We start from the raw sequence: 25,058 nt of genomic DNA on the forward strand, positions 1-25,058 counted from the left end.
CAAAAAGTAACCAAAAAACGCTGCGCTCCCATCATCCGGCCCCTGCGCTGCGCTCCGGGGTCCCCTCACTCCGGCCTTGCTCCCGGCAGGACCGCGCCGAAGGCCCCATCCTGGGGCCTCAGCGCTTGACGGGCATCCATGCCCGTCACCTGCCTCCGCAAGGCCTGCGTTCGGCCTCCTGAAGTCGCGAAGATCAAGATCAAGATCAAGATCAAGATCAAGATCAAGATCAAAAGCTAGATCAACAGCAGAGGGTTGGCTGTGCTGATCTTCGTCATTCCAACGCAGCGCCATTTCGCCTATTGTCGATGCTCCCTTCCCAAAACCATTGGCAAATCCATGGAGAACGTCATTGTCATCACCGGCGGCAGCCGCGGTATCGGCGCCGCCACTGCGCTGCTGGCCGCCCGCCAGGGCTACCGCATCTGCATCAACTATCACGCCGATGACCAGGCCGCCGAAGCCATCCTCAGCCAGGTCCGCGCCCTGGGCGCCGAGGCCATCGCGGTGCGCGCCGACGTCAGCGTCGAAGATGAAATCATCCAGCTGTTCCTGCGCGTCGACGATGAGCTCGGCCCGGTCACCGCACTGGTCAACAACGCCGGCACCATCGGCCAGCAGAGCAGGGTCGAGGACATGTCCGAGTTCCGTCTGCTGAACGTCATGAAGACCAACGTCGTCGGCCCCATGCTCTGCGCCAAGCACGCCCTGCTGCGCATGGCACGCCGGCATGGCGGGCAAGGCGGGGCCATCGTCAACGTATCATCGGTCGCCGCACGCCTGGGTTCGCCCAACGAATATGTCGACTATGCCGCCTCCAAGGGCGCGCTCGACACCTTCACCATCGGCCTGGCCAAAGAAGTGGCAGGCGAGGGCGTGCGCGTCAATGGCGTACGACCAGGCTATATCCATACCGGTTTCCATGCGCTTTCGGGCGACCCGGACCGCGTCAGCAAGCTTGAACCTGGCTTGCCCATGGGCCGAGGAGGGTATCCCGAGGAAGTGGCCCAGGCCATCCTCTGGTTGCTTTCGGACAAAGCCTCCTATGCCACCGGCAGCTTTATCGACCTGGGCGGCGGGCGCTGAGCGCCCGTCAAGGTTCCAGCAGCTCGCGAACCCGCTCTGCCAGTGCTTCCAGTTCGAACGGCTTGGTCAACACCAACGTACCTTGCAGCGGTTGGCCGTCGCTGAGCGCCGCGCTCTCATCGTAGCCGGTGATCAACAGCACCTTGAGGTCCGGGTAGCGCTCACGGCAGCGTTCGGCTAACTGGCGGCCATTCAGGCCGCCAGGCAGGCCGACATCGCTCAGCAGCAAGTCTGGCCGTTCGCCGCCTTGCAGGTGGGTGAGGGCAGACGGACCGTTCTCGAAGGCGTCCACCCGATAGCCCAGCTCTTCCAACACTTCGCCAATCACCAGACGCAAGGCAGTCTGGTCTTCAACCAACAGAATGCGTTTTGCACTCTCGCTGCTTCTTCGCAAGGGCGCGCGCGGAGCTTTGCTGATTGGCGCCTGGGCTTGCTCGTGGTGGCGGGGTAACAGCAGCTCGATGCGGGTACCCTCGCCAGGCACCGACAGCACCCGTAATTGCCCACCCGACTGGCGCACGAAGCCATAGGTCATGGACAGACCCAGGCCGGTGCCCTGGCCCATCGGCTTGGTGGTGAAGAACGGCTCGACAGCGCGCTCGACAACTTCGGCCGACATGCCGCTACCGTTGTCGACGACGCTCAGCCGCACGAACTCGCTGGCCGGCAGTTCCAGTGCCACGGCCTGCTTGTCGTCAAGCTGCAGGTTGTCGCCAATGATCTCGATCACACCACCGGCAGGCATGGCATCGCGCGCGTTGATGCATAAGTTGAGCAAGGCGCTTTCCAGTTGGGGAGGGTCGATGAAGGTCGGCCACAGCTGGCTGGCGAAGCGGCTGCTCAGGGTAATCGCCGGGCCGATGGTGCGGCGCAGCAGGTCTTCCATGCCGGCCACCAAGGTGGCCACTTGCGTGGAGCAGGGTTGCAGGGTCTGCTGGCGGGAGAACGCCAGCAGCCGGTGCACCAGCGAAGAGGCCCGCTGCGCCGCGCTGCTGGACAGCTCCAGCAAAGGCGCCAGGGCGTCGAAGCGTGACTGCTCCAGGCGTTGCCGCATCAGCTCCTGGGCGCCCAAGATGCCGCCCAGCAAATTGTTGAAGTCGTGGGCTATGCCGCCACTGAGCTGGCCTACGGCTTCCATCTTCTGTGCCTGGCGCAGCGCCGCTTCTGCCTTGGCCAAGCGTTCCTGCTCTTGTACTCGCTCACTGATGTCATAGGCGAACAGAAACGCGCCATGTACCTCGCCTTCTGGGTCGCGCAAGGCGTTGAAGCGCAACTCATAATGGCGCAGCGCGGGGGGCTTGCCGAAGGTGCCGATCTCGATGAACTGCTCGCCTGCCAGGGCGCGCTGCCACATCGGCAGAACAGGCGTCTGGCCGGCGGCGCCATCCTCGAACAATCCGGGCAGGTAGTCGCCGATTTCGGGTGTCCTCCCGTACAGCAGGTGGAAGTCATGCCTGGCTTGGCGATTGACAGCCAGCCAGCGCAGGTCCTTGTCGACCACATGCACATTGACCACACTGTGATCGACCAGCTCGGCAAACAAGCGGCGCTCCGCCAGCGCTGCATTCACCCTTTGTTCAAGCTCTTCGTTCAGGCGCTGCAGAGCCTGCTCTGCACGCCGGCGTTCGGTGACATCCTTGAACAGTACCGCTACCTGACGTTTCTCGGCAGGTTCTATGCGAAACGTGGTCACCGACAGCACGTGGCCCGTGGCAATCAGTTCCTGCTCGAAGTGCAGCGGTTCGCCGGTGCGAAGCACCGCGCCATAGCGGGCCACCCAGTCATCCGCCTCATCGGGCACCATCTCGCGCAGTTTTTGCCCGACCACGTTAGGGATGCCGGCGTGTTTGGCATAGGCTGCGTTGGCCAGCACATGCACGTAGTCACTCAGGGGGCCATGAGGGCCATCGAAGAACTCGATGATGCAGAAGCCTTCGTCCATGGTGTCGAACAGTGAGCGATAGAAGTCCTGGTCGTGCGCCTGGTTGCTTGCAAGCCGTTGCTCCAGCAGTGTGTTCTGTCGCTGGAGGTCTTCGACTTGTTGGCGCAGTGAGTTCAGATCACTAGAAGACATGCCTGCGTCCGGCAAATGAAAGTGATGACTTTAACGTGTTCACCTGTAGGCGAATAGCCGCTCAGTGCGACTGGGCGGTGCTCCCCAGCAGCCGTTCAAGCGCCTGGGCAAGTGTTTGAAGATCGAATGGCTTGGCCAGCAGTTCTGTGCGCCGGTCGGGCCGCGCTTTTGCCGTACTGTGCGCAGCGTCAGGGCCGGTAATCAGCAGCACCGCTGCATGTGGTGCAATACTTCGACAGGCTTGCGCGAGTCGGTGGCCATCGATACCCCCTGGCAGGCAGACATCGGTGATCAGCAAGTCCGGCGCTGGGGCTTCCTGCAAGGCCTTGAAGGCCTGGCGGCCATCTTCGAATGCCTGAACTTCATGGCCCTGATCTATCAATACCTCCAGCATGACCAGGCGCAGGGCCGGCTCGTCTTCCACCAGCATCACCTTGCACACGCGCCGCTGATGTGAGACCGCAGGGGCAGGCCCCTCGACGTCGGGGCTGGGTGAAGCGGCGTCTATGCTTTCATCGTGGGGGAGATACAGGTTGATGACCGTACCCTGGCCAGGCGCGCTATCGATGACCAGCTGGCCACCGGATTGCCGCACAAAGCCGTAGACCATGGACAACCCAAGGCCAGTGCCCTGGCCGAGCGGCTTGGTGGTGAAGAAGGGCTCAAGGGCGCGCTGCATCACTGCTTTGGACATGCCCATGCCGGTGTCTTCAACGCGGATACGCAGAAACCGGCCAGCGGTCAGGTCCAGTTGTCTGGCTTCGGCGCCTTGCACTTCGACATTGGCACAACCGATGCTCAAGGTGCCGCCAAGCGGCATGGCGTCACGGGCGTTGATGCACAGGTTGAGCAGCGCGTTTTCCAGTTGCTGTGCGTCTATTCGGATAGGCCATAGTCCGGCATGTGTCTGGTCGTGGTAGTCGACATAGGGGCCGGTGGAGCTGCTGATCAGGTCGTGCATACCGGCCACCAGTTGCTGCACATCGACCCGTTGCGGGACCAGCGTCTGCTGCCGTGAGAATGCCAGCAAGCGCTGCACCAAGGCTGCGGCGCGTTGCGCATTATGCCGGCTGATTTCAAGCAGCTGCGCAGTATCCGTCAGCTGTTGCTGCACCAGACGTTGCCCGGCCAGTTCCAGGGCGCCAAGGATGCTGGCCAGCAGGTTGTTGAAATCATGGGCAATCCCGCCGGTCAACTGGCCGACCGCCTCCATTTTCTGCGCCTGGCGCAGTGCTTCTTCGGCCTGCTGCAGGCGCTCCTGTTCGGTCACGCGCTGCGTGATGTCATAGGCGAACAGGTAGCCGCCCTGAATTCGCTGCTGAGCATCGAGCCACGGGTGGTAGCGAATTTCGTAGTGGCGTGGTGCGTCGTCCAGCCCGAAGGTGACGGTGTCGATGAACGCTTCCCCTGCCAGTATGCGCGGCCATATCGGGGCCAGGCGGCCCATGATGTCGGGTTGATCGGTCAGGAACTGGGGTACGTAGTCGCCAATCTGCGGTACGAAGCCTCGGTAACGTTTGAAGGTTTCGCGCGCCGTGCGATTGATGGCCAACAGGCGCATCCTGCGGTCGGCAGCAAACACGTTGGCCACGCTGTTGTCGAGCAGTTCTCCAAGCAGCCTGTCATGCGCCTGAACGCTATCTTCGCGCTCTGCCAGGCGTGCTTCCAGTTCTGCGACACGCGCCTGCAACTGGGCAAAGGACGCAAGCGTATCTGGCGACATGACGAGGGCCTGATGATCGGATCGAGCAACTATAGTCGCCCCTCGGGCCCCCGGCTATCAGAACGAGCGAATGATCCGCCCGAGGGTTTCCATGGCCTGTTCGGCGCCGTCATGCCAGGGGCTGCCGTAGTTCAGGCGGATGCAATTGCCAAAGCGTCGGGTGGGCGAAAAGATTGGCCCAGGGGCGATGCTGATGCCTTGGGCCAGGGCCATGTGGAACAGCTTGAGGGCGTCCATCTGCTCGGGCAGTTCCAGCCACAGGAAGTAGCCGCCGGAGGGCTGGCTGACCCGTGTCTGCGCCGGGAAGTGGCGGGCGATGGCTGCCAGCATGTTGGCTTGCTGGCCCTCCAGCGCGTAGCGCAGCTTGCGCAGGTGGCGGTCGTAGCCGCCGTGTTGCAGGTAGTCGGCGATGGCCGCCTGGGCCGGCATGGAGGCACAAAGTGAGGTCATCAGTTTCAACCGCTCGATCTTCTGCGCAAAGCGCCCGGCGGCCACCCAGCCAATGCGATAGCCCGGTGCCAGGCTTTTGGCGAACGAGCCGCAGTGCATGACCAGGCCCTGGGTGTCGAAGGCCTTGGCGGGTTTGGGCGCCTGTTGCGAGTAGTACAGCTCGGCGTACACGTCGTCTTCGATCAACGGCACCTGATGGCGCGCCAGCAACTCCACCAGGGCCTGTTTCTTGGCCTCCGGCATGCTTGCACCTACCGGGTTCTGGAAGTTGGTCATGCACCACACGGCCTTTACCGGGTGCTTTTCCAGGGTCTGCGCCAGCACCCCCAGGTCCATGCCCTCACGCGGATGCACGGGGATTTCCACGGCCTTGAGTTTGAGCCGCTCCAGCACCTGCAGGCAGGCATAGAAAGCCGGGGCCTCGATGGCGACCAGGTCGCCCGGCTGGGTCACGGCCTGCAGGCACAGGTTCAGGGCCTCCAGTGCGCCGTTGGTGATCAACAGCTCTTCCATCGGCAGCATCAGCCCACCGACCATGTAGCGCAGGGCGATCTGCCGGCGCAGCTGCGGGTTGCCGGGGGACAGATCGGTCACCACCATGCGCGGGTCCATGCTGCGGCTGGCACTGGCCAGTGAGCGTGACAGGCGTTGCAGCGGGAACAGCTCAGGGCTGGGAAAGGCTGAGCCGAAGGCAATGGTGTTGGGGTCCTTGATCGAGTCGAGGATCGAAAATACCAAGGCGCTAACGTCGACATCGGTAGACTCGCTCACCGGCTGCAGCGCCTGCGGCTCGCTGAACTGGCGCGGGACGTGGGCATTGACGAAATACCCGGAGCGCGGCCGGGCGCGGATCAGCCCGCGCCGTTCCAGCAAGTAATAGGCCTGGAAAACGGTGGACGGGCTGACCCCATGGGTCTGGCTGGCGTAGCGCACGGACGGTACGCGCTGGCCGGGGCCCAGCACCCCGGAGCGGATCAGTTCGGCAATGTCATCGGCGAAGCGTTCGTAGCGTTTCATTCTGGCCTTCTGTCCAAGCCTGGCAGGCACGGTGGCGTGAGTGTAAGGGATCAGCGGTTCATGGGGGCGACGAAGCGACTGTGCGCGACGCTGCGGATAGCGGGGTCGTCTCGCTCGCTGATTTCAAAGCTCAGCGTCTGCGAGCTGCTGGTCGGGCGCTCGGCGAGCATCGCCACCGACACCGGCAGTTCGCTCATTTCGCCAGCAGGGATGACCAGTGCGTTATTGCCCTGCAGGGAGAAACCGTCAGCGTCCAGCAGGCGCAATTGATAGTGCTGGGTACGTTCGGTCTTGTTGATGACCTTGAGCAGGTAAATGTTCTCGATCTGGCCTTGGGCGTTTTCGCGGAACAGGCCGCGGTCCTTGATCACATCCAGCGATACCATCGGGCGCATCTGCAGGGCCACCACCAGTGCCCCGATCATGACCAGCAGAGCGGCAGCGTAGCCCAACAGGCGCGGGCGCAGCCAGTGAGTGGTACCGCCTTGCAGGCTGTGCTCGGACTTGTAGCCAATCAGGCCGCGGGCGTAACCCATCTTGTCCATTACCCCATCACAGGCGTCGATGCACGCGGCGCAGCCGATGCAAGCCATCTGCAAGCCATCACGGATGTCGATGCCGGTGGGGCACACCTGCACGCACAGGGTGCAATCGATGCAGTTGCCCAGTCCCTGGGCACCGACGTCACTGCCTTTCTTGCGCGGACCACGGGCCTCGCCACGACGCGGGTCGTAAGCGACCGCCAGGGTGTCCTTGTCGAACATCACGCTCTGGAAGCGCGCATACGGGCACATGTGCAGGCACACCGCTTCACGCAGCAGGCCGGCGTTGATGTAGGTAGCGGCCGTGAAGAACAGCACCCAGAACAGTGCCACACCGCCCAGTTGCAAGGTGAGCAATTCTGCGGCCAGTGGCCGGATCGGGGTGAAGTAGCCGACGAAGGTCAGGCCCGTGAGCACGCCAATGGCCAACCACAGGCTGTGCTTGAGCGTGCGACGGGCCAGTTTGTTCAGGCTCCAGGGCGCCGCGGCCAGCTTGATGCGCTGGTTGCGGTCCCCCTCGGTAACCTTTTCGCACCACATGAATAGCCAGGTCCAGGTACTTTGTGGGCAACTGTAACCGCACCAGACGCGCCCGGCGTAGACGGTGATGGCGAACAGGCCAAAGGCACAGATGATCAGCAGCGCCGACAGCAGGATGAAATCCTGTGGCCAGAAGGTGGCGCCGAAGATGTGGAACTTGCTGTTGCCCAGGTCCCACAGTACGGCCTGGCGGCCGTTCCAGTTCAGCCAGGCCGTGCCGAAGAACAGCACGAACAGGGCGCCGGCAAAGCCGAGGCGCAGGTTACGGTAAAGCCCGGTAAAGCTGCGAGTATGGATGCCGCTGTCGGTGCGTCGCGCTTGGATGCTGGCTGGGGCGGTGGCGATCTCTGTAAAAGGGATTCTATCGTTCATGGTTCGGTGCTCATCAGGCCTCGATCAGGCATGAGCACTATGGCGCTGAAGCTGTTATCAGCACAGGTTCAGGTTTTACGATAAAAACCATATCAGATTTGCCGCATGCCCCCGCCAGGCCTCATATCACCGAGCCTGGCGCGCTGGCCTTCAGATGCCTGCGGCTATCCACCGCACCCGCCACGGTCAGTGCATCGGCCTCGGTTTCGGTAATGGGCACGCGTTGGCCGGCCAGTATGGCCACCGACATGCGCAACTGCTCGTCGGTGATGATCTCGATGTCCGGGCCTTCGCCCTCGATGCGCAGGTCTTCACCGATCAGCGTGCAGCGGCGGGTGGTTTCGTCGATTTCAATGGGCATGGTGGGGGCCTCCCGGGGTGATTACAGGGTGGACCACGGCCAGGGGCCAGTTGCTGCATCAGCAAGCTGAGCGGCACTTTGCAGTACGTGTGACGGTCAACCTTGCATAGGGCAGGCCTGCCGACGTGGCAGGCGGATTCATAAAGCTCAAGCAAGGGAAACAACTGCGATGGACGTCATCTGGCAAGCAATCCAGGCGGAATTCGCCGATGTCACCGATGAGCGCGAGGTCACGCAAATCCTTGTGCGCTTGCTGATGGCTGCTGTGCTCGGCGCAGTACTGGGCTTCGAGCGCGAACACAAGGGCAAGTCTGCCGGGGTGCGTACCCATATGCTGGTGTCGCTGGGGGCCGCCCTGTTCGTTCTGTCGCCCAGTATGGCGGGGTCCGACGAACAGGCACTCAGTCGGGTGATCCAAGGCATCGTTGCCGGTATCGGTTTTCTCGGTGCGGGTACCATTCTGAAGGGTAACGGCCAGGACACCAGCCATGTGAAGGGCCTGACGACCGCTGCCGGGCTATGGATGACAGCTGCCATCGGTACGGCGGCTGGCATGGGGCGCGAAGCCACGGCGTTGATCAGCACGGTACTGGCCCTGCTGGTACTGGGCACGATGCCGTTGCTGGTGGAGAAGGTCGAAGGGCAGGATGAGGAGAAGCAGAAGGAGGAAGAGGGCAGGAAGCACTGAGGGGAGCCGAAGCTCCCCTCAAAGCGTTGTTGCCTGCTCTTTTTTTATTATTGGGACCGGCCTATTGTTGTTTTTGTCGGCTTGTCCTGGTGTTGCGGGCGACCCCCATGCGGGGTCAAGAGCAAACGTATTTTTTTGAGCGCTGACCTGCTTTCATCATTGCTGATCCGAACCTGGCTGCCGCTACCTTGAGGTAGTTTTTATTGTTCTGTGCCAGACCGCGGGGCGAACCCCTGAAAAGCGTGTCGACTCCAAAAAAATCTGCTTGCTACGCCTCTGCCGTGTTGTTCTTGTTATGTCAGAGCCGTTACCTGTTGTTTTTATTGGGTATCGCGTTTTTTTTGTTGTTGTACCAGAGATATAGCAGGGTGCGTGCCAACTTTTGAAAACCCTTTAAAATCAATGAGTTAAGAATTTTGGTCGACACCACCCAGCCTGAAATTCTGCCGATTTGTTTCCCTGTTACCCGATTTTTTGCTGTGAAATGTGCGGGAGGTAACACTTCACCCACACCAATGTGACACCCGTGTGACCTATCGTGCGCTGAACGCCCGTGCTACCCGCGACCCGTTGTCGCGGCCCAGCACGTCGCTGATGCGCTGGCCGGCGGCTATCAGCCGGCCCAGGTCGATGCCGGTTTCAATGCCGAGCCCCTGCAGCAGGTACACAACATCCTCGGTGGCGATATTGCCAGTAGCCCCCTTGGCGTAAGGGCAGCCGCCCAGCCCGGCTACCGAGCTGTCGAATACGCTGATGCCTTCGAGCAGGCTGGCATAGACGTTGGCCAAGGCCTGGCCGTAAGTGTCATGGAAGTGTCCGGCCAACTGCTCGCGCGGTACCTGGGCCGACACCACCTCGAACAGGCGTCGGGTGTCGCCTGCGGTACCGGTGCCGATGGTGTCACCCAGCGAGACCTCGTAGCAGCCCATGTCGTGCAGGGCGCGGGCTACCGGGGCCACCTGCTCGGCGCTGACCTTGCCCTCGTAAGGGCAGCCAAGCACACACGACACATACCCGCGCACGCGCACGCCGTGGCTGCGCGCAGCGTCCATGATTGGTTCGAAGCGCTTGAGGCTTTCGCTGATCGAGCAATTGATATTGCGTTGCGAGAACGCTTCGGAGGCTGCAGCGAACACCGCTACTTCCTTCACCCCGGCAGCCAGGGCGTCCTCGAAGCCACGCAGGTTCGGCGCCAGTGCGGCATAAGTCACGCCGGGGCGCTGCTGGATGCCGGCGAATACCTCGGCAGAGCCGGCCATCTGTGGCACCCACTTGGGTGACACGAAACTGCCCACTTCTATATAGGTCAGGCCCGCTTCGGTGAGGTCGTTGACCAGGCGTACCTTGTCGGCGACGCTGATGGGCTGGGCTTCGTTCTGCAGGCCGTCGCGGGGGCCGACTTCGACCAGGCGGACGTGTTTGGGCAAGGACATGGCGGGTTTCCTGTGGCGTTCAGCGGTTGTCTTTGTTGTTCAGGGTGGCGGCCAGGGCTTGTTCGCAGCGTTCCTGGGCGGTGTCCAGTTCCAGTTGCATCTGGTGAATGTCCAGCATCTGCTGCTCCAACTGGGCGCGGCGCTCGGCGATCTTCGCCAGCATGCTGTTGAGCTGTTTGAGGTTGCCGCTGGTGGGGTCGTACAGTTCGATCAGCTCGCGGCACTCGGCCAGGGAAAAGCCGATGCGCTTGCCGCGCAGGATGAGCTTCAGGCTGACCTTGTCGCGCGGTGAGTAGATACGTTCCAAGCCACGACGCTCAGGGCTGAGCAGGCCCTGTTCTTCGTAGAAGCGGATAGCGCGGGTGGTGATGTCCAGTTCGCGGGACAGGTCGGAGATGCTGTAGGTCTGAGTGCTCATGCTCGGGCTCGGCGTGGGGTGTGCGGATATCCTGAGGGCAGGTTGACGTATACGTCAAGAAGAGGCCGCCAAGGATTATTCCGACAACCCTGATCTGCGATACCCATTGGGCGTTTGCCCACTCAAGCGCTTGAACCACCGGGCGAAGTAGGTCGGGTCGGTAAACCCCAGGCTATCCGACAACTGCCCGATGCTCATCCGCGTGTAGATCAGGTTGCGCCGCGCCTCCAGCAACAACCGCTGGTGCACCACCTGCAACGCAGTCTGGCCACTCAGCGCCCGGCACAGCTGGTTCAGTTGCAAGCTCGGAACGTTAAGCCGCGCGGCAAAGTCTTCAACCGACAGATGTTCGCGGTAATGCGCTTCGACCAAGCGCAAGTATTGCCCCAGCAACTGCCGGTCACGTTCATCACGGTTACGCGGTGCCTGCCCTTGCTGCTGACGGCGGCTGATCCACACCATCAGCGCGGTCACCAACGCTTCCAGCATCGCTGCGCGTGCCGGGGCGTTGCCTTGGTACTCCCGCTGCAAGGTGTCGACCAGGCTGCGCAGGTGCACGCGGTCAGGGCCCAACGGATAACACGCAGGTTGTGCCAGCACCGTCAGTGGCGCGCCCAACCGCTGTTCCAGGTTTGCTACTAGGGCAGTACCAAAGGTCAGGACATAGCCCTGGATATCGGCGCTGAAGCGAAAGCCATGCACGGTCATCGGTGGCACGACCTGGATCGCCGCTTCGCCGATGGCACTGCGCACCCCCTCGATCGCCACCTGGGCCTGGCCACGCTGTACATACAGCAGCTGGAACAGCTCGGCATGCTGGTGCGGCTTGATCTCCCAGTGATGCAGGCGGCTGCGTGCCGGGATCGATTCGCAGTGCAGCAGGTCGGTGCCGGGCCAGGCCTGATTTTCGCCATACAGCTTGAACAACGGGACGCCGGGGAGGGTGGATTTCATCAGGGCTGACCTGTCCGTTAATCGAACGCTTTTCGTAAAAGTGCAGGTTTTTTATGGAATAGCACACTTAAGCGGCGTTTTCTGCCAGTAAAAATGCAATGGCAAACCCTAACAGTAGATGCCGCCCCGCTGCCAGTCCTGGGCCGGTATCGTCCGAACAGAGACAACAACAATGAAAACTCAGGTTGCAATTATTGGTGCAGGTCCGTCTGGCCTGCTGCTGGGCCAACTGCTGCACAAGGCCGGTATCGATAACATCATCGTCGAACGCCAGACCGCCGAGTACGTACTAGGCCGCATCCGCGCCGGCGTGCTGGAGCAAGGCACGGTCGACCTGCTGCGCGAGGCCGGCGTGGCCGAGCGCATGGACCGTGAAGGCCTGGTGCACGAGGGGGTCGAGCTGCTGGTTGGCGGGCGCCGTCAACGCCTGGACCTCAAGGCGCTGACCGGTGGCAAGACGGTGATGGTCTACGGCCAGACCGAAGTCACCCGTGACCTGATGCAGGCCCGCGAAGCCAGTGGTGCGCCGATCATTTATTCAGCCGCCAACGTTCAGCCGCATGAATTGAAAGGCGAGAAGCCCTACCTGACGTTCGAAAAGGATGGCCGGGTGCAGCGGGTTGACTGCGACTATATCGCCGGCTGCGACGGCTTCCACGGCATCTCGCGGCAGAGCATTCCGGAGGGCGTGCTGAAGCAGTATGAGCGGGTTTACCCGTTTGGCTGGCTGGGCCTGCTGTCGGACACACCGCCGGTCAATCACGAGCTGATCTACGCCCACCATGCGCGCGGTTTCGCGCTGTGTAGCCAACGCTCGCAAACACGCAGCCGCTACTACCTGCAGGTACCTTTGCAGGATCGTGTCGAGGAGTGGTCTGACGAGCGTTTCTGGGACGAACTGAAAGCCCGTTTGCCCGCCGAGGTGGCGGCGGACCTGGTCACAGGCCCCGCGTTGGAAAAAAGCATTGCGCCGCTGCGTAGCCTGGTGGTCGAACCCATGCAGTATGGTCACCTGTTCCTGGTGGGTGACGCGGCGCACATCGTTCCCCCTACCGGTGCCAAAGGCCTTAACCTGGCGGCCTCGGACGTCAACTACCTGTACCGCATTCTGGTCAAGGTGTACCACGAAGGGCGCGTCGACCTGCTTGCGCAATACTCGCCGCTGGCCCTGCGCCGCGTGTGGAAGGGCGAGCGCTTCAGCTGGTTCATGACCCAACTGCTGCATGACTTCGGAAGCCACAAGGATGCCTGGGACCAGAAGATGCAGGAAGCGGACCGCGAGTACTTCCTGACCTCGCCGGCGGGCCTGGCGAACATTGCCGAGAACTATGTGGGGCTGCCGTTCGAAGAAGTGACCTGATCTGTCATTGCGCAAACCTGGCACTCACGCAGAGAGCAAGGGCTGCATTGGTCAGCGAATGGCTTGCCGGTAATTACACCAAGGCTTGAAGTCGAGACTGCGTATGACCGACAGTGCTTCGCTGAACAGGTGATGGCAGGATGCATGACGATGAAATACCCCACCCCGCTGATCGGCGCTCTGTGCCTGCTGGTTACCAGTAACTGGGCCGGTGCCGACCAGGTATTGCCCGCCCCACCGGAACTGGCCTCCGGCTACCGCAGCGGTTTGCAGCCGGTGCCCGCCAGCCGGCACATGGTCGCCGCAGCCAACCCGTTGGCCAGTGAAGCGGGGCGGGCGATGTTGCGTGCCGGCGGCAGTGCGATTGACGCCGCCATCGCCATGCAAATGGTGTTGACACTGGTCGAGCCGCAGTCCAGTGGCATCGGTGGCGGGGCGTTCATCCTGTACTGGGATGGCAAGCGCGTGCAGGCATTCGACGGGCGTGAGGCCGCACCTGCGGCGGTGACGGAAAAACTGTTCCTGCAAGCCGATGGCACACCCATGCCGTTCCGGGTGGCGCAGATCGGTGGGCGTTCGGTGGGTGTGCCCGGGGTGCTGCGTGCCCTGAAACAGGCCCACGAGCAGCACGGCAAGTTGCCCTGGCACACCCTGTTCGCCCCGGCCATCGCCCTGGCACGCAACGGCTTCGCGGTTTCCGAGCGCCTGCACACGCTACTGGCCGGGGACCCCTATATTGCCCGCTCACCCGCAATGGCCCGTTACTTCCTGGATGAACAGGGTAGGCCGCTGGCCGTGGGTACGATCCTGCGCAACCCTGAGCTGGCACATACCTTGGAGCAGATCGCCGCTCAGGGGCCCGAGGTGTTCTACAGCGGTGAAATTGCCGAAGCCATCGTCGCCAAGGTGCGTGGCCATGCCAATGCCGGGTATCTGTCGTTGCAGGACTTGCAGCAGTACCAGGCCAAGGAGCGCGAGCCGTTGTGCGGCCCCTACAAGGCTTGGCAAATATGCGGCATGCCGCCACCGTCTTCGGGTGGGGTGACCGTGCTGCAGACCTTGGGCCTGCTCGAAGCCGTGCAGCGCACCGCGCCGCAACGCGACCTGGCAGCGCTGCGACCGTTGGCCACCTCGTCCCCCGCCCGCCTGGAGGCCCCGCCGTTGGCCGTGCACCTGATCGCCGAGGCCGAGCGCCTGGCCTACGCCGACCGCGCTCAGTACCTGGCCGACAGCGACTACGTGCCCGTCCCGGTCAAGGCCCTGACCGATTCTGCTTATCTGGCCAGCCGCGCGGCGCTGATCGGCGAGCACAGCATGAAGCGCGTCCACCCGGGTCAGCCGCAAGGAGCGGACCTGGCGCTTGCGCCCGACCGCTCGCCACTGCGCATCTCCACCTCTCACCTCAGTGCGGTGGATGACAGCGGCCAGGCCCTGGCCATGACCACCTCGGTGGAGGCCGCATTTGGTTCGCACCTGATGGTCAAGGGCTTCCTGCTCAACAATCAGCTGACCGACTTCTCGTTCATCCCCCACGAGCACGGCAAGCCGGTGGCCAATCGGGTGCAGCCGGGCAAACGGCCGCTGTCGGCCATGGCGCCAACATTGGTGTTCTCGCGTGCCACGGGCGAGTTTGTCGCGAGCCTCGGTTCGCCGGGTGGTTCGCAGATCATCGGTTACGTGAACAAGGCACTGGTCGGCCTGCTGGATTGGCAGCTCGACCCCCAGCAGGCCGCCGGTCTGCCCAACTTCGGCAGCCGCAATGCCGGCACCGAAGTGGAAGCAGGGCTGAGCAGCCCGGCGCTGATCCGCCAGTTGGCAGCCTGGGGCCATGAGGTGACACCGATGACCATGACCAGCGGCATGCAGATCATCCAGCGCAGCGGCGAGGGTTGGTCAGGCGGTGCCGATCCTCGGCGGGAAGGAGTGGCCCTCGGTGACTAGCCGTGATAGAACGCAGACTTGCCATTCAGTAGTTGAATACCAAGATGTCTATCAGCGTTAAATCGAATAGGGCTCTGTTCGACCTCGACCTGCTGCGCGCCATTGTCGTGGTGGCAGACTGCGGCAGCTTTACCACCGCTGCCGCGCGGCTGCATTCGACCCAGTCGACGATCAGCCAGAAGGTGCGCCGCCTGGAAGACATGGTCGGCCACCGCCTGCTGGTGCGGGGCAACCGTGACGTGCTGCCGACCGACGCCGGGCAGACCTTGCTCGGCTATGCCCGGCACATGCTGGCCCTGAACGACCAGATGCTTGAAGCCCTGGCCGGGGCGATGGTGGGCACCACGGTACGCCTTGGCGTGCCCGAGGACTTCGTTGGCGGGCGTACCACCAATGCGCTGTCGGCATTCAGCCGGCTGCACCCACAGGTGAAGCTCGAAGTGACCAGTGGCTTGTGCCGTGACCTGAGCCAGGCCTACGACAATGGCGAACTTGACCTGGTGCTGCTCAAGCAGCGGCGCAACAGCCGTGAGGGCGTGGCCTGTTGGCCAGAGCGACTGCAGTGGATCGACAGCGCGCGCACGCCCGCCTTCGAGCTGGACCCGATCCCATTGGTCACCTTTCCGCCGCGCGGCCTGTACCGCGAGGACATGATCAACGCCATCGAAGGCATGGGGCGGCGCTGGCGCATCAGCTTTACCAGCTCCAGCCTCAGTGGCATCCAGGCTGCGGTCGCCGATGGCATGGGTATCAGCCTGCTGCCACCCAGGGCGGCCACCGGCGAGCACAGGGTGCTGGGGGGCGGGCAAGGGCTGCCGGAGGTCGACAGCTATGAGATCGTCATCGTGCATCGGCCGACGGCGGATGTGATGGTCAAGGCGTTGGCTGAGGTGATGACGCAGTTGCTGGCGGGCGGTGGGATCTGACGATCTGTGGGCGATGCGCTTGCACATGAAACAAAGCCCACACACTTTCGTCCAACCCGATTCAATGTCAGGCAACCCGTCGGATGCGCCTTTTGCCAGCGCGGCCTCGGGTGTGGCTGAACAGGTCTTTCGGGTCGTCCTCAACCCACGGCACCAGGTCGATCCTGGCACCCATCCCGCGCTTTTCGGCTTGCTGTAGTACGTACTGTAGTACAGTGTAGTCTTCGAGGGCGAAGCCCACCGAATCGAACACAGTGACCTGGCTGTCGCTTTGGCGGCCCTCCGTTTCTCCGCAGAGTACGCGCCACAGGTCGACCACCGGAAAGTCCGCTGGCAGCTGCTGGATCTCACCTTCGATACGGGTTTGTGGTTCGTACTCGACGAACACCCGCGCGTTGCGCAGCACATCGGCGTGCAGCTCGGTCTTGCCTGGGCAGTCACCACCCACGGCGTTCAGGTGCATACCGGGCTCCAGCATGTCGGGGGTAATGATGGTGGCGTAGGCCTTGTCGGCCGTCACCGTGGTGATGATGTCCACGCCTTTCACTGCTTCGGCTACCGAGCTGGCCCGGCGGATGGTCAAGCCGCTGTATTCCTTGAGGTTGGCGATAAGCTTTGCGGTGGCCAGCGGGTCGGTGTCGAAGGCGACGATTTCTTCGATGCCCAGATGCTTGTGGAAGGCCAGGGCCTGGAATTCACTTTGCGCACCGTTGCCGATCAGCGCCATCTTGCGCGCGTTCGGGCGGGCCAGTGCCTGGGCTGCCATCAGCGAAGTCGCTGCGGTGCGCAGGGCGGTGGCGATGGTCAGTTCGGACAGCAGCACCGGGTAACCGGTGTCGACATCGGCCAGCACACCGAAGGCCATCACCGTATGCAGGTTGCGTGCAGTATTGGCCGGGTGGCCGTTGACGTATTTGAAGGCATAGCGGCTTTTGTCGGCGACCGGCATCAGTTCGATCACGCCCACCTCCGAGTGGCTGGCAACGCGCGCGGACTTGTCAAACGCCTGCCAGCGTTTGAAATCGTCCCGCAGGGCAGCGGCAAGCTCGCCAATAAACGGCGCTACGCCAATGTCATGCACCAAGTCCGACATGGTTGGAACATCAATGAAATACGTCATGCTCTTGCACCTTGTTATTGTGCGCTTGCCCAGCAGTGCGGGGTAAGCGCTTGGGATTATCGAAGTGAAGCCGCATGAACATTTTGATGACAGGTTGCGTCAATCGGAAGCATGCAGGTTGTCTGTTTCGTCAGGCTTCTGGACAATCTGCTAACCCAACGTAGCAATCTGATTATTTGGCAGGCTTATGGACACGATCGATCGGGAACTGATTGCACTGTTGCGGGACAACGCACGTACCCCTGTGCTGACCCTGGCGAAGAAGCTGAAGGTGGCCAGGGCAACGGTGCACAACCGCATTACCCGGCTTGAAGAACAGGGTGTGATCATCGGTTACACGGTACGTTTGCGCTCCGATGCGCTGGACCAGGGGGTGCGGGCAATCACCAGCATCGGCATCAGCGGCCACCATGCCGCAGAGGTCAAGCACGCGCTGCGCGGGCATCCCAATGTAGTGGCCATCCACACCACCAATGGCCGCTGGGACCTGATGGCAGAGCTGCGCGCCGACACCCTCGAAGCGTTCGACCGGGCGCTGAACGCCATCCGCTCGATCCCGCATATCGAGAACACCGAGACCAGCATCCTGCTGTCGACCTACAAGATGTGACCGCTGAGCCAGGCCTTTTGCCAGGTGTACTGCATAAAAGGCTGCCGGCCCTGCTGCAGTCGGTCTGCGGCCTGCCGGCACTTCAAGGTTGGCGCTCAGCCACCGCGCGCAACGTACGCAGCGTGACCACCGCTGTATCCACCATGAACCGGTTGGCCAGCCAACTCGGCACATCCCCGGCAGGGGCGGCCTGCAACTGGTAGGTCACCTCGGTCACCCGTTCACCCAGCGGCTTCATCCGCCACTTGCCACTCAGGTGCTGTACCCGGATCAGTCCGTCAACGTTGGGGATCCTGTCGGGCTCGGCGCTCAGGTGACGCACCAGGGTACCGTCGGCCAGGCGTTCGCTGGTCACTTTCAGCACGATGTCCCGCGGCCTCGTCGGCCATGGTGGGTTGGTGGTCAGGTATATCCAGGTGCTGTCACCTTCCACATCCAGCAGCCGCATCTGGTCACAGGCGTACAGCCACTTGCAGGCTACGCGCAGGTTATCCTGCAGGCCAGTGAGCGTGCGCACGCTGGCTTTCATGGTGCTGACACCACGAAACTGCTGGTAGGGCGAGGCGCTTGGGTCTTTCAGGTACACGCGAATGCCTTCGCGGTCGTAGGCCAGATTCCAGCCATTGGTGGCCAGGGCAGAGGTGCACAGCAGCAAGGTCGCAATCAGCAGGCAGCGGTTCATGGCCGGTACCCTGCAAGGGTGGGTATTTCAGTATGCGCGGCAAACAGAAAGCCCGCCAGGTTGGCGGGCTTGCGGGCATCAGCCTGGGCTTAGCGCTTGGGGTTCAGCGTCAGGTGTACGTGACGGTTCACGTCCTTGTACAGCAGGTAGCTGAAGTTGCCTGGGCCGCCGGCGTAGCAGGCTTGCGGGCAGAAGGCGCGCAGCCACATGAAGTCGCCGGCTTCCACTTCGACCCAGTCCTGGTTCAGGCGGTACACCGCCTTGCCTTCCAGCACATACAGGCCATGTTCCATCACGTGGGTTTCTGCGAACGGAATCACACCGCCCGGCTGGAAGGTGACGATGTTCACGTGCATGTCGTGGCGCATGTCGGCCATGTCGACAAAACGGGTGGTTTTCCAGCGGCCTTCGGTACCCGGCATCTCGATGACGGTGGCGTTGTCGCGGTGGGTGACGAAGGATTCCGGTACGTCCAGGCCTTCAACCTTCTGGTAGTGCTTGCGCAGCCAGTGGAAAGTGACGTTGGACTTGCTGTTGTTACGCAGGCTCCACTCGGCGCCCGGGGCCAGGAAGGCGTAGCCGCCAGGTACCAGGGTGTGGTGTTTGCCTTCGACGGTGATGTCCAGTTCGCCTTCGACGATGAACACCACGGCTTCCGCATCGGCGTCCAGCTCAGGGCGCTCGCTGCCGCCTTCCGGGGCCAGTTCGACGATGTACTGAGAGAACGTTTCGGCAAAACCGGTCAGCGGGCGGGCGATGACCCACATGCGCATCTTGTCCCAAAAGGGCAGGTGGCTGGTGACGATGTCACGCATCACGCCTTTGGGGATGACGGCATAGGCTTCGGTGAACATGGCACGGTCAGTCAGCAGCTCGGTTTGAGCCGGGTGCCCACCGTGGGGGGCGAAGTACGAATGGTTCGACATGGACGATCTCGACTTGTTGTTCTCTCCCCATGCCTTGAACCGCACCGGCCGGTGCGGCGCAGGGGATGTGGCCACAGAATAGGGTCGAGTGCGTGCCATCCACAAATTAAATGTTGGAATACCCGGTATTTGATCACTGAATGCTGACCTGGCGCCCAACGTGCCGTTCGGGCAGTTGGCCGCCGCGGCCGAACAGCTTGTGGCGCAGGGGGCCCTCGGTGTAGCTCAGCGGGTAGCGGCCGCGCCGTTGCAGCTCGGGCACCAGCAGGTCGACTACATTGGCCAGGTCGTCCGGTTGCACGGCGTAGGTCAGGTTGAAACCGTCGATGCCGGTATGGTCCAGCCAGGTTTCCAGCTGGTCGGCCACCTCGCTGGCAGCGCCGATCAGCACGGGGCCGCGACCGCCCAGGCCAACGAACTCGGCGGCTTCGCGTACGGTCCAGCGGCGAGTGGGGTCGGCGGCGGTAAAGGCTGCCAGCGCAGCACGGCCAGCATCGTTCTCGACGTACTCGATCGGTGCATCAGGGTCGAGGCCGGCAAAGTCGATACCGGTCCAGCCTGACAGCAGCGCCAGGGCAGCGTCCAGGTCGACATAGCGGCGATAGTCGTTAAAGCGGGCCTCGGCCTCTTCCCGCGTGGGGGCGATGATCAACAGCGCCTGGGCGTAGATCAGCACTTCGTCACGGCCACGCCCGGCCGCTTCGCAGGCCTGGCGGATGCCGTCGGCGTAGCGGCGCAGCACCGTCGGCGTTGGCCCGCTGATGAACACGCATTCGGCATGCCGTGCGGCAAACTGCTGACCGCGTGCCGACGCCCCGGCCTGGAACAACACCGGGGTGCGTTGCGGCGACGGCTGGCACAGGTGCATGCCGGGCACCTGGAAGTGCTCGCCCACATGGTTGATCGGGTGTACCCGCGAGGGTTCGATATAGCGCCCGCTTGCACGCTCTAGCAGCACGGCGTCGTCGTCCCAGCTTTTCTCCCACAGCTTGTACAGCACCTGCAGGTATTCCTCGGCCAGGTCGTAGCGTTGGTCGTGGCCCAGTTGACGCGCCAGGCCGAGGTTGCGCGCAGCGCTGTCCAGATACCCGGTGACGATGTTCCAGCCGACCCGGCCATTGCTCAGGTGGTCGAGCGTGGACATGCGCCGGGCGAAGGGGTAGGGGTGTTCGTAGGTCAGCGAAAAGGTGACACCAAAACCCAGGTGCTCGGTCACCCCGGCCATCGCCGGCACCAGCAGCAGCGGATCATTGACCGGCACCTGCACGCCACCGCGCAGGGCGGCTTGCGGGCTGCCTTGATAGACGTCGTAGATACCCAGCACATCGGCGATGAACAGGGCGTCGAACAGGCCGCGTTCGAGCAGGCGGGCCAGTTCGGTCCAGTAGCTCAGCCGGTTGAACGCCACACTGGTGTTGCGCGGATGGCGCCACAGCCCAGGGGACTGGTGGCTGGCAGCGTTCATGCTGAAGGCGTTGAAGCGGATCGGGCGAGGCATGGTCAGCGCGCTCCGTTCAAGGCAACACGGAAGCCGGGTAGACCGCTTCGGCCACCTGTAGCTTGCGTGGAATCAGGCCCAGGCCCTGGAAGGTGTCCGCCAGCTTCTGTTGTTCGGCAACGATCTGCGGGGTGATAGCGACGGCGTTGTAGTTGCGCCGCTCGCTGGCCACTTCCAGCACCTGGGTGCTGATCCCCAGCTGCGGTGCCAGCAGCGCGGCAACTTCGGCGGGCTTGGCGTTGGCCCACTGGCTGACTTTGCCCAGCTCGGCAAAGAAGGTTTTCAGCAGTGCACGGTGCTGGTCGGCATAGCGGGCTGTGGACAGGTAGAAGGTGCGGTTGTTGGACAGACCGCTGCCGTCGCGCAGGTTCTTCAACCCTGGCTGGCTTTCTGCGGCGGCGAGGAACGGGTCCCAAAGGGTCACGGCCTGCACACTGCCCGATTGCAGGGCGGCCACGGCATCGGCGGCATTGTTGACGTAGGCGGGGGTAATGTCCTTGTAACTGAGGCCAGCCTGCTGCAGGGCTACGGCCAGCAGGTATTGGGCATTCCAGCCGCGGCCGGTGGCCACGCGCTTGCCTTTCAGGTCCTGCACACTGGCCAGGTGGTCCTGCTCGCGCACGACCAGGCCAATGCCGCGTGGGTAGGGTTGTTCGGCGGCCAGGTAGACCACAGGCTTGCCTGCGGCCTGGGCGAACACCGAGGGCGCATCGGCTGCGTGGCCAAGGTCGATGGCGCCGGTGCTCAGTGCCTCCAGGAGCTGGGGGCCTGCGGCGAACTCATGCCAGCTGACCTTCACACCTTGCGGTGCCAGGGCCTTCTCCAGGGCGCCGCTGCCTTTGAGGATGTTGATGCTGTTGAATTTCTGGTAGCCGATGCGCAGTGTCCTGGCGTCGTCGGCAATGGCTTCGGACCAGGGCAGCAGGGCGCTGGCGACGCTGGCCAGTAAACCGCCGATCAGCAGACGGCGTAGTGGGGAGAAGGCATGTTTGGGCATGGGCATTGCTCCTTGAATCGGGTGAGAGGCGATCTGCCCAGACTAAGGAGGTGGCGTTTGGCTTTCAATTTATATATTCCTATTTGTTAGATTGATTTGTTATTTTTATATCCTTTTGTTTTTTGGGCTTGGCGTCTATCGTTGCAGGAGGGGTTATGGGGCGCGAAAGGCTTGCCAATGGCCAAGGCATGATGGCTACCCGACCAACAGCGTGCTTCCCTGCATGGCCGCGCTAACGGATAATCCCCCGCATTCCAATAAACAGCCTGTGAGTGGGTATGAGTGATTCCGTAGTCGGCCTCGGCCAGCCTGAAACCGAAGGGGTGCGCAAAACGCGCAAGAACAACCCTGAGAAAACACGCGAGGACATCCTCCAGGCCGCCATCAGCGAGTTCGTTCAGCAGGGGCTGGCCGGCGCCCGCGTCGACGCCATTGCCGAACGCACCGCCACTTCCAAGCGCATGATCTACTACTATTTCGGCAGCAAGGAGCAGCTGTATTGCGAGTGCCTGGTGAAGTTGTACGGGGATATCCGCAAGACCGAGCAGAGCCTGGACCTGGAGTCGTTGCCGGCTGAGCAGGCGATCCGCCGGCTGGTGGAGTTCACCTTCGATCACCATGACCGCAACGTCGATTTCGTGCGCATCATCTGCACCGAAAACATCCACTATGGTGAGTACGTCAAGCAGTCGCCGGCCATTCGCGAAATGAGCAGCCTGGTGCTGGAGGCCTTGGGCAACACTCTGCGCCGTGGCGTTCAGGAAGGCGTGTTCCGCGCCGGCATCGAGGTCATCGACCTGCACATGCTGATGAGCTCGTTCTGCTTCTACCGGGTGTCGAACCGCCATACGTTTGGCGAGATCTTCCAGATCGACCTGTCTGATGAGCAAATAAAGCTGCGCCACAAAGCCATGATCTGTGATGCGGTGTTGCGGTATATCCAGCTCGAGCCCCGTACCTGAGATTGCTCGAGCGCCTGGGCTGACTCGAAGCCTGGGTCACTCGCCCAGCCGTTGCTCGCGCGACGGCGGGTAGCCGAAATACGCCGCATAGCACTTGCTGAAGTGCGACACCGAGACAAACCCGCAGGCCACCGCCACTTCCATCACCGACAGGTCGGAGTACTGCAGCAGCCGGCGGCTCTTGGTGATGCGCAGCTCCATGTAATAGCGCCGGGGCGACGTGCCCAGCTGGGCCTGGAACAGGCGGTCGATCTGTCGCCGCGAGCGCCCGCTGTAGGCGGCCAACTGGTCGAGGCTGAGGGTTTCCTCGAGGTTGTTCTCCATCAGCTCGACAATGGTGCGCAGGTGCAGGCTCATGGACTTCTTCGCCCCAGGACCCACCTGGCGGTAGCGCGCACCGGAGAATGACAGGATTTCCTCGACGCCTTCGGCCAGGCCATCACCGTACAGCCGGCGCACCAGGCCCAGCATCAGCTCCATGGCGCCATTGGGGCTGGCGGCGCTGAGGCGGTCACGGTCGAGGGTAAAGCTGGCCGGGGTGATGCGGGTTTGCGGGCTGCGCTCCGACAGGCTGGCACGTTGCTCGGGGTGGATGCTGCAACCGTAGTCGTCCAGCACCCCGGCACGGCCAAGGAACCAGGCGCCGTTCCACAAGCCGCCCAAGGCCATGCCGTGGGCAGCGCAATCGTTCAGCAGGCGATCGAGTTCCGGGTACTTGAGTGGTGTGCGCAAGCCGCCACAGACCACCAACAGGTCCAGTTCCTTCAGCGCCGCAGCGGACAGCTCGGTGGCTACCAGTTCCAGTCCCAGGTCGCTGAGCACCCGGTCGCCGTCCAGCGACAGCGGGGTGAACCGGAAGCTGTCGGCACGTAGCAGGTTGGCCGTGACCAGTACGTCCATGGCCACCGTGAAACTGGCCATCGAGAAGTGTTCGAGCAGGATAAAGTCGACCCGATAGGGCGCCTGGGCATTGGCGCTGCTTGTTTTGAGCCGTAGCATGTTGCTGGTGCTGGTCTTTTGGCTGAACTGGCGTGGCGTGGGCACTCTGAACTCCGCTTCCTGGCTGGCTCGCAGAGTGTGGACGGTGCCCGGAGGAAAGACAATCTCCCGGGTGGCTGTGTCGTATTACAGGTCGTGTTCAGGCAAACCAGCCTGTCCTGGTGCCATACCGCTATGCTGACGTTCCGTCATTGAGGATGCCCCTGATGAGATATGCCGCTGTAGTGTTGCTCAGCCTGTTGCCGTTGCTGGCCAACGCCCTGGAGCAGGGCGACAAGCTCGCCCCGTTCACGCTGCTCGACCAGTACGACCAGGCCTACAGCCTTGCTGCCGACACGCAGATTCTGCTGGTGGCGCGCGATATGGACGGTGCCAAGCTGGTCAAGGCGGCACTGGCCGAGCAGCCCAAGGGCTACCTGGAAGCACGGGCCGCTGTATTCGTGGCCGACATTCAGCGCATGCCTGCGCTGATCAGCAAACTGTTCGCGGTCCCGGCCATGCGCGATTACAGCTACCGGGTGCTGCTCGACCGTGATGGGCGAGTGGCCAGCCGTTACCCCGGGCAGGAGGGCCAGGTGCAGTGGTTGCAACTGCAGCAGGGCGTGCTGGTCAGCCAACGGGCGTTCACCGATGCAGCAGCGTTGAAGGCTGCACTGGAGAATGCACCACGGCAATGAGGCCTATCGCCGCGTCTGCAAAGAGGCGCGGTGAGTCAAATCAATCTGAACCCTCAGCGCTTGCAGCAACCCAACCCAATACATGCCATTGGGAGAGCGCTCATGGAAATCGGTACGATCTGGATCATCATCGCGGCCTTGGTCATTCTGCTGGAGATCTGGGCCATCTGGCACATCATCGGCAGTGAACGGCGCGCCGAGCGCAAGATGCTGTGGATCGTCTTCGTGGTCTACGCACCATTCCCAGGTTTGCTGTTCTGGGCCTGGCGCGGGCCGCGGGCGGTGAAGGGCAGGGCGGTGTTGCAGGAAAAATGACGGTTTGCGGCCTCGGGCGCGGGGGCGCCTGAGGCCGTCGAGGGTCATTTGGGCAGGATGTCGAAACGCATGGCAGGACCCAGCCCGTCCACCATCAGGCAGCCGTAGAACTTCACGGTAGACAGTACGCGCAGTTCCTTGAGCGCGTCATGGATGTAATCACGGACCAGCTTTTCAGCTTCCCGCTTGCGGTCAGCGCGGGTGGGGCCATTGAGCGTGATCATGCCAAGCAGCGTGGTCTCAATGTGCTCAACGGTGTCCAGACCGAGCTTTTCCCGCAGGTGCAGACGTGCCTGTGCCGCATCGGTTTCATCGTATGCAGGGTTGTGTGGCTTGATGGTGTAAGCCAGCTGAAAATCAAATTTGCTCATCGGTATTCCCCGTTGG

Annotated in this window: 24 protein-coding genes; 9 read left to right on the forward strand and 15 right to left on the reverse strand. The window is 62.6% G+C overall.

The genetic code is table 11. From position 1 onward, the window contains the following. The first annotated feature begins 339 nt into the window (after window positions 1–339). Window positions 340–1,086 (forward strand): SDR family oxidoreductase, encoded by a 747-nt coding sequence (locus QYE47_RS13070; RefSeq protein WP_041167155.1) that lies wholly within the window; start codon window positions 340–342, stop codon window positions 1,084–1,086. 7 nt (window positions 1,087–1,093) lie between these two features. Here QYE47_RS13070 and QYE47_RS13075 read toward each other — a convergent pair whose 3' ends face one another. The 5 genes from QYE47_RS13075 to QYE47_RS13095 form a co-directional block, all read right to left on the reverse strand. Continuing rightward, the gene (locus QYE47_RS13075) at window positions 1,094–3,160 is read right to left on the reverse strand and encodes a PAS domain-containing protein (protein WP_019436977.1); all 2,067 of its coding nucleotides are present in this window, start codon (window positions 3,158–3,160) and stop codon (window positions 1,094–1,096) included. A gap of 61 nt (window positions 3,161–3,221) precedes the next feature. Next, the gene (locus QYE47_RS13080; protein ID WP_070383974.1) at window positions 3,222–4,883 is read right to left on the reverse strand and encodes a PAS domain-containing sensor histidine kinase; all 1,662 of its coding nucleotides are present in this window, start codon (window positions 4,881–4,883) and stop codon (window positions 3,222–3,224) included. 57 nt (window positions 4,884–4,940) lie between these two features. Beyond that, on the reverse strand, window positions 4,941–6,350 hold the full coding sequence (gene mapR, locus QYE47_RS13085) for a GntR family transcriptional regulator MpaR (RefSeq protein ID WP_003247831.1): 1,410 nt from the start codon (window positions 6,348–6,350) through the stop codon (window positions 4,941–4,943). Window positions 6,351–6,400: 50 nt separating this feature from the next. Next, the gene (gene ccoG, locus QYE47_RS13090) at window positions 6,401–7,804 is read right to left on the reverse strand and encodes a cytochrome c oxidase accessory protein CcoG (protein WP_070383973.1); all 1,404 of its coding nucleotides are present in this window, start codon (window positions 7,802–7,804) and stop codon (window positions 6,401–6,403) included. A gap of 121 nt (window positions 7,805–7,925) precedes the next feature. Beyond that, complete coding sequence (locus tag QYE47_RS13095) at window positions 7,926–8,165, reverse strand: DUF3203 family protein (protein ID WP_014590732.1); 240 nt, start codon at window positions 8,163–8,165, stop codon at window positions 7,926–7,928. A gap of 169 nt (window positions 8,166–8,334) precedes the next feature. Here QYE47_RS13095 and QYE47_RS13100 point away from each other — a divergent pair, with 169 nt between their 5' ends. Next, on the forward strand, window positions 8,335–8,853 hold the full coding sequence (locus tag QYE47_RS13100) for an MgtC/SapB family protein (protein WP_014590733.1): 519 nt from the start codon (window positions 8,335–8,337) through the stop codon (window positions 8,851–8,853). Between the two features lie 533 nt (window positions 8,854–9,386). Here the strand turns inward: QYE47_RS13100 and QYE47_RS13105 are convergent. The 3 genes from QYE47_RS13105 to QYE47_RS13115 form a co-directional block, all read right to left on the reverse strand. Beyond that, window positions 9,387–10,286, reverse strand: a complete 900-nt coding sequence (locus QYE47_RS13105; RefSeq protein WP_070383972.1) for a hydroxymethylglutaryl-CoA lyase — start codon at window positions 10,284–10,286, stop codon at window positions 9,387–9,389. 19 nt (window positions 10,287–10,305) lie between these two features. Further along, complete coding sequence (locus tag QYE47_RS13110; RefSeq protein WP_003247847.1) at window positions 10,306–10,704, reverse strand: MerR family DNA-binding transcriptional regulator; 399 nt, start codon at window positions 10,702–10,704, stop codon at window positions 10,306–10,308. A gap of 75 nt (window positions 10,705–10,779) precedes the next feature. Beyond that, complete coding sequence (locus QYE47_RS13115; protein WP_014590735.1) at window positions 10,780–11,658, reverse strand: helix-turn-helix domain-containing protein; 879 nt, start codon at window positions 11,656–11,658, stop codon at window positions 10,780–10,782. Between the two features lie 172 nt (window positions 11,659–11,830). Here QYE47_RS13115 and pobA point away from each other — a divergent pair, with 172 nt between their 5' ends. The 3 genes from pobA to QYE47_RS13130 all read left to right on the forward strand — a co-directional run bounded on the left by pobA (window position 11,831) and on the right by QYE47_RS13130 (window position 15,885). After that, entirely contained in the window at window positions 11,831–13,018 is a 1,188-nt protein-coding gene (gene pobA, locus QYE47_RS13120; RefSeq protein ID WP_019436982.1) for a 4-hydroxybenzoate 3-monooxygenase, read from the forward strand. A gap of 150 nt (window positions 13,019–13,168) precedes the next feature. Further along, window positions 13,169–14,959 (forward strand): gamma-glutamyltransferase, encoded by a 1,791-nt coding sequence (gene ggt, locus QYE47_RS13125; protein WP_070383971.1) that lies wholly within the window; start codon window positions 13,169–13,171, stop codon window positions 14,957–14,959. Window positions 14,960–15,003: 44 nt separating this feature from the next. Continuing rightward, the gene (locus tag QYE47_RS13130; protein ID WP_014590738.1) at window positions 15,004–15,885 is read left to right on the forward strand and encodes a LysR substrate-binding domain-containing protein; all 882 of its coding nucleotides are present in this window, start codon (window positions 15,004–15,006) and stop codon (window positions 15,883–15,885) included. Window positions 15,886–15,952: 67 nt separating this feature from the next. Here the strand turns inward: QYE47_RS13130 and QYE47_RS13135 are convergent, their stop codons facing one another. Then, window positions 15,953–17,005, reverse strand: coding sequence for an ornithine cyclodeaminase (locus QYE47_RS13135; RefSeq protein ID WP_070383970.1), 1,053 nt, complete (start codon window positions 17,003–17,005; stop codon window positions 15,953–15,955). A gap of 187 nt (window positions 17,006–17,192) precedes the next feature. Here QYE47_RS13135 and QYE47_RS13140 point away from each other — a divergent pair, with 187 nt between their 5' ends. Further along, window positions 17,193–17,615: an Lrp/AsnC family transcriptional regulator gene (locus tag QYE47_RS13140; RefSeq protein ID WP_010954389.1), complete on the forward strand. Its 423-nt coding sequence runs from the start codon at window positions 17,193–17,195 to the stop codon at window positions 17,613–17,615. 82 nt (window positions 17,616–17,697) lie between these two features. Here the strand turns inward: QYE47_RS13140 and QYE47_RS13145 are convergent, their stop codons facing one another. The 4 genes from QYE47_RS13145 to QYE47_RS13160 all read right to left on the reverse strand — a co-directional run bounded on the left by QYE47_RS13145 (window position 17,698) and on the right by QYE47_RS13160 (window position 21,718). Then, complete coding sequence (locus QYE47_RS13145; RefSeq protein WP_014590740.1) at window positions 17,698–18,297, reverse strand: START domain-containing protein; 600 nt, start codon at window positions 18,295–18,297, stop codon at window positions 17,698–17,700. Between the two features lie 89 nt (window positions 18,298–18,386). Then, entirely contained in the window at window positions 18,387–19,223 is an 837-nt protein-coding gene (locus QYE47_RS13150; protein ID WP_003247865.1) for a bifunctional allantoicase/(S)-ureidoglycine aminohydrolase, read from the reverse strand. Between the two features lie 133 nt (window positions 19,224–19,356). After that, the gene (locus QYE47_RS13155; protein WP_070383969.1) at window positions 19,357–20,721 is read right to left on the reverse strand and encodes an LLM class flavin-dependent oxidoreductase; all 1,365 of its coding nucleotides are present in this window, start codon (window positions 20,719–20,721) and stop codon (window positions 19,357–19,359) included. Between the two features lie 16 nt (window positions 20,722–20,737). Continuing rightward, window positions 20,738–21,718, reverse strand: a complete 981-nt coding sequence (locus QYE47_RS13160) for an aliphatic sulfonate ABC transporter substrate-binding protein (protein WP_019436987.1) — start codon at window positions 21,716–21,718, stop codon at window positions 20,738–20,740. A 278-nt stretch (window positions 21,719–21,996) separates the two neighbouring features. Here QYE47_RS13160 and QYE47_RS13165 point away from each other — a divergent pair, with 278 nt between their 5' ends. Then, window positions 21,997–22,680 carry a TetR/AcrR family transcriptional regulator gene (locus QYE47_RS13165; protein ID WP_014590743.1) on the forward strand — a complete coding sequence of 228 codons (684 nt, stop codon included), beginning with the start codon at window positions 21,997–21,999 and terminating at the stop codon, window positions 22,678–22,680. 36 nt (window positions 22,681–22,716) lie between these two features. Here QYE47_RS13165 and QYE47_RS13170 read toward each other — a convergent pair whose 3' ends face one another. Then, window positions 22,717–23,724 carry a GlxA family transcriptional regulator gene (locus QYE47_RS13170; RefSeq protein WP_014590744.1) on the reverse strand — a complete coding sequence of 336 codons (1,008 nt, stop codon included), beginning with the start codon at window positions 23,722–23,724 and terminating at the stop codon, window positions 22,717–22,719. Window positions 23,725–23,885: 161 nt separating this feature from the next. Between QYE47_RS13170 and QYE47_RS13175 the strand changes: the two genes are divergently transcribed. Beyond that, window positions 23,886–24,356, forward strand: coding sequence for a hypothetical protein (locus tag QYE47_RS13175; RefSeq protein ID WP_012052122.1), 471 nt, complete (start codon window positions 23,886–23,888; stop codon window positions 24,354–24,356). 102 nt (window positions 24,357–24,458) lie between these two features. Continuing rightward, window positions 24,459–24,671, forward strand: a complete 213-nt coding sequence (locus QYE47_RS13180) for a PLDc N-terminal domain-containing protein (RefSeq protein WP_003247877.1) — start codon at window positions 24,459–24,461, stop codon at window positions 24,669–24,671. Between the two features lie 44 nt (window positions 24,672–24,715). Here the strand turns inward: QYE47_RS13180 and QYE47_RS13185 are convergent, their stop codons facing one another. Continuing rightward, window positions 24,716–25,042 (reverse strand): hypothetical protein, encoded by a 327-nt coding sequence (locus QYE47_RS13185; protein WP_014590746.1) that lies wholly within the window; start codon window positions 25,040–25,042, stop codon window positions 24,716–24,718. Between the last annotated feature and the right edge of the window lie 16 nt (window positions 25,043–25,058).

Source organism: Pseudomonas sp. 2,4-D (assembly GCF_030418155.1).
In the GTDB taxonomy this organism is placed as follows: domain Bacteria; phylum Pseudomonadota; class Gammaproteobacteria; order Pseudomonadales; family Pseudomonadaceae; genus Aquipseudomonas; species Aquipseudomonas alloputida.

What these genes read in the sequence shown, in the direction of transcription:
- QYE47_RS13070 (WP_041167155.1), top strand. Translation starts at nt 340, where the DNA reads ATGGAGAACGTCATTGTCATCACCGGCGGCAGCCGCGGTATCGGCGCC.
- QYE47_RS13075 (WP_019436977.1), bottom strand. Translation starts at nt 3,160, where the DNA reads ATGTCTTCTAGTGATCTGAACTCACTGCGCCAACAAGTCGAAGACCTC.
- QYE47_RS13080 (WP_070383974.1), bottom strand. Translation starts at nt 4,883, where the DNA reads ATGTCGCCAGATACGCTTGCGTCCTTTGCCCAGTTGCAGGCGCGTGTC.
- mapR (WP_003247831.1), bottom strand. Translation starts at nt 6,350, where the DNA reads ATGAAACGCTACGAACGCTTCGCCGATGACATTGCCGAACTGATCCGC.
- ccoG (WP_070383973.1), bottom strand. Translation starts at nt 7,804, where the DNA reads ATGAACGATAGAATCCCTTTTACAGAGATCGCCACCGCCCCAGCCAGC.
- QYE47_RS13095 (WP_014590732.1), bottom strand. Translation starts at nt 8,165, where the DNA reads ATGCCCATTGAAATCGACGAAACCACCCGCCGCTGCACGCTGATCGGT.
- QYE47_RS13100 (WP_014590733.1), top strand. Translation starts at nt 8,335, where the DNA reads ATGGACGTCATCTGGCAAGCAATCCAGGCGGAATTCGCCGATGTCACC.
- QYE47_RS13105 (WP_070383972.1), bottom strand. Translation starts at nt 10,286, where the DNA reads ATGTCCTTGCCCAAACACGTCCGCCTGGTCGAAGTCGGCCCCCGCGAC.
- QYE47_RS13110 (WP_003247847.1), bottom strand. Translation starts at nt 10,704, where the DNA reads ATGAGCACTCAGACCTACAGCATCTCCGACCTGTCCCGCGAACTGGAC.
- QYE47_RS13115 (WP_014590735.1), bottom strand. Translation starts at nt 11,658, where the DNA reads ATGAAATCCACCCTCCCCGGCGTCCCGTTGTTCAAGCTGTATGGCGAA.
- pobA (WP_019436982.1), top strand. Translation starts at nt 11,831, where the DNA reads ATGAAAACTCAGGTTGCAATTATTGGTGCAGGTCCGTCTGGCCTGCTG.
- ggt (WP_070383971.1), top strand. Translation starts at nt 13,169, where the DNA reads ATGAAATACCCCACCCCGCTGATCGGCGCTCTGTGCCTGCTGGTTACC.
- QYE47_RS13130 (WP_014590738.1), top strand. Translation starts at nt 15,004, where the DNA reads ATGTCTATCAGCGTTAAATCGAATAGGGCTCTGTTCGACCTCGACCTG.
- QYE47_RS13135 (WP_070383970.1), bottom strand. Translation starts at nt 17,005, where the DNA reads ATGACGTATTTCATTGATGTTCCAACCATGTCGGACTTGGTGCATGAC.
- QYE47_RS13140 (WP_010954389.1), top strand. Translation starts at nt 17,193, where the DNA reads ATGGACACGATCGATCGGGAACTGATTGCACTGTTGCGGGACAACGCA.
- QYE47_RS13145 (WP_014590740.1), bottom strand. Translation starts at nt 18,297, where the DNA reads ATGAACCGCTGCCTGCTGATTGCGACCTTGCTGCTGTGCACCTCTGCC.
- QYE47_RS13150 (WP_003247865.1), bottom strand. Translation starts at nt 19,223, where the DNA reads ATGTCGAACCATTCGTACTTCGCCCCCCACGGTGGGCACCCGGCTCAA.
- QYE47_RS13155 (WP_070383969.1), bottom strand. Translation starts at nt 20,721, where the DNA reads ATGCCTCGCCCGATCCGCTTCAACGCCTTCAGCATGAACGCTGCCAGC.
- QYE47_RS13160 (WP_019436987.1), bottom strand. Translation starts at nt 21,718, where the DNA reads ATGCCCAAACATGCCTTCTCCCCACTACGCCGTCTGCTGATCGGCGGT.
- QYE47_RS13165 (WP_014590743.1), top strand. Translation starts at nt 21,997, where the DNA reads ATGAGTGATTCCGTAGTCGGCCTCGGCCAGCCTGAAACCGAAGGGGTG.
- QYE47_RS13175 (WP_012052122.1), top strand. Translation starts at nt 23,886, where the DNA reads ATGAGATATGCCGCTGTAGTGTTGCTCAGCCTGTTGCCGTTGCTGGCC.
- QYE47_RS13180 (WP_003247877.1), top strand. Translation starts at nt 24,459, where the DNA reads ATGGAAATCGGTACGATCTGGATCATCATCGCGGCCTTGGTCATTCTG.
- QYE47_RS13185 (WP_014590746.1), bottom strand. Translation starts at nt 25,042, where the DNA reads ATGAGCAAATTTGATTTTCAGCTGGCTTACACCATCAAGCCACACAAC.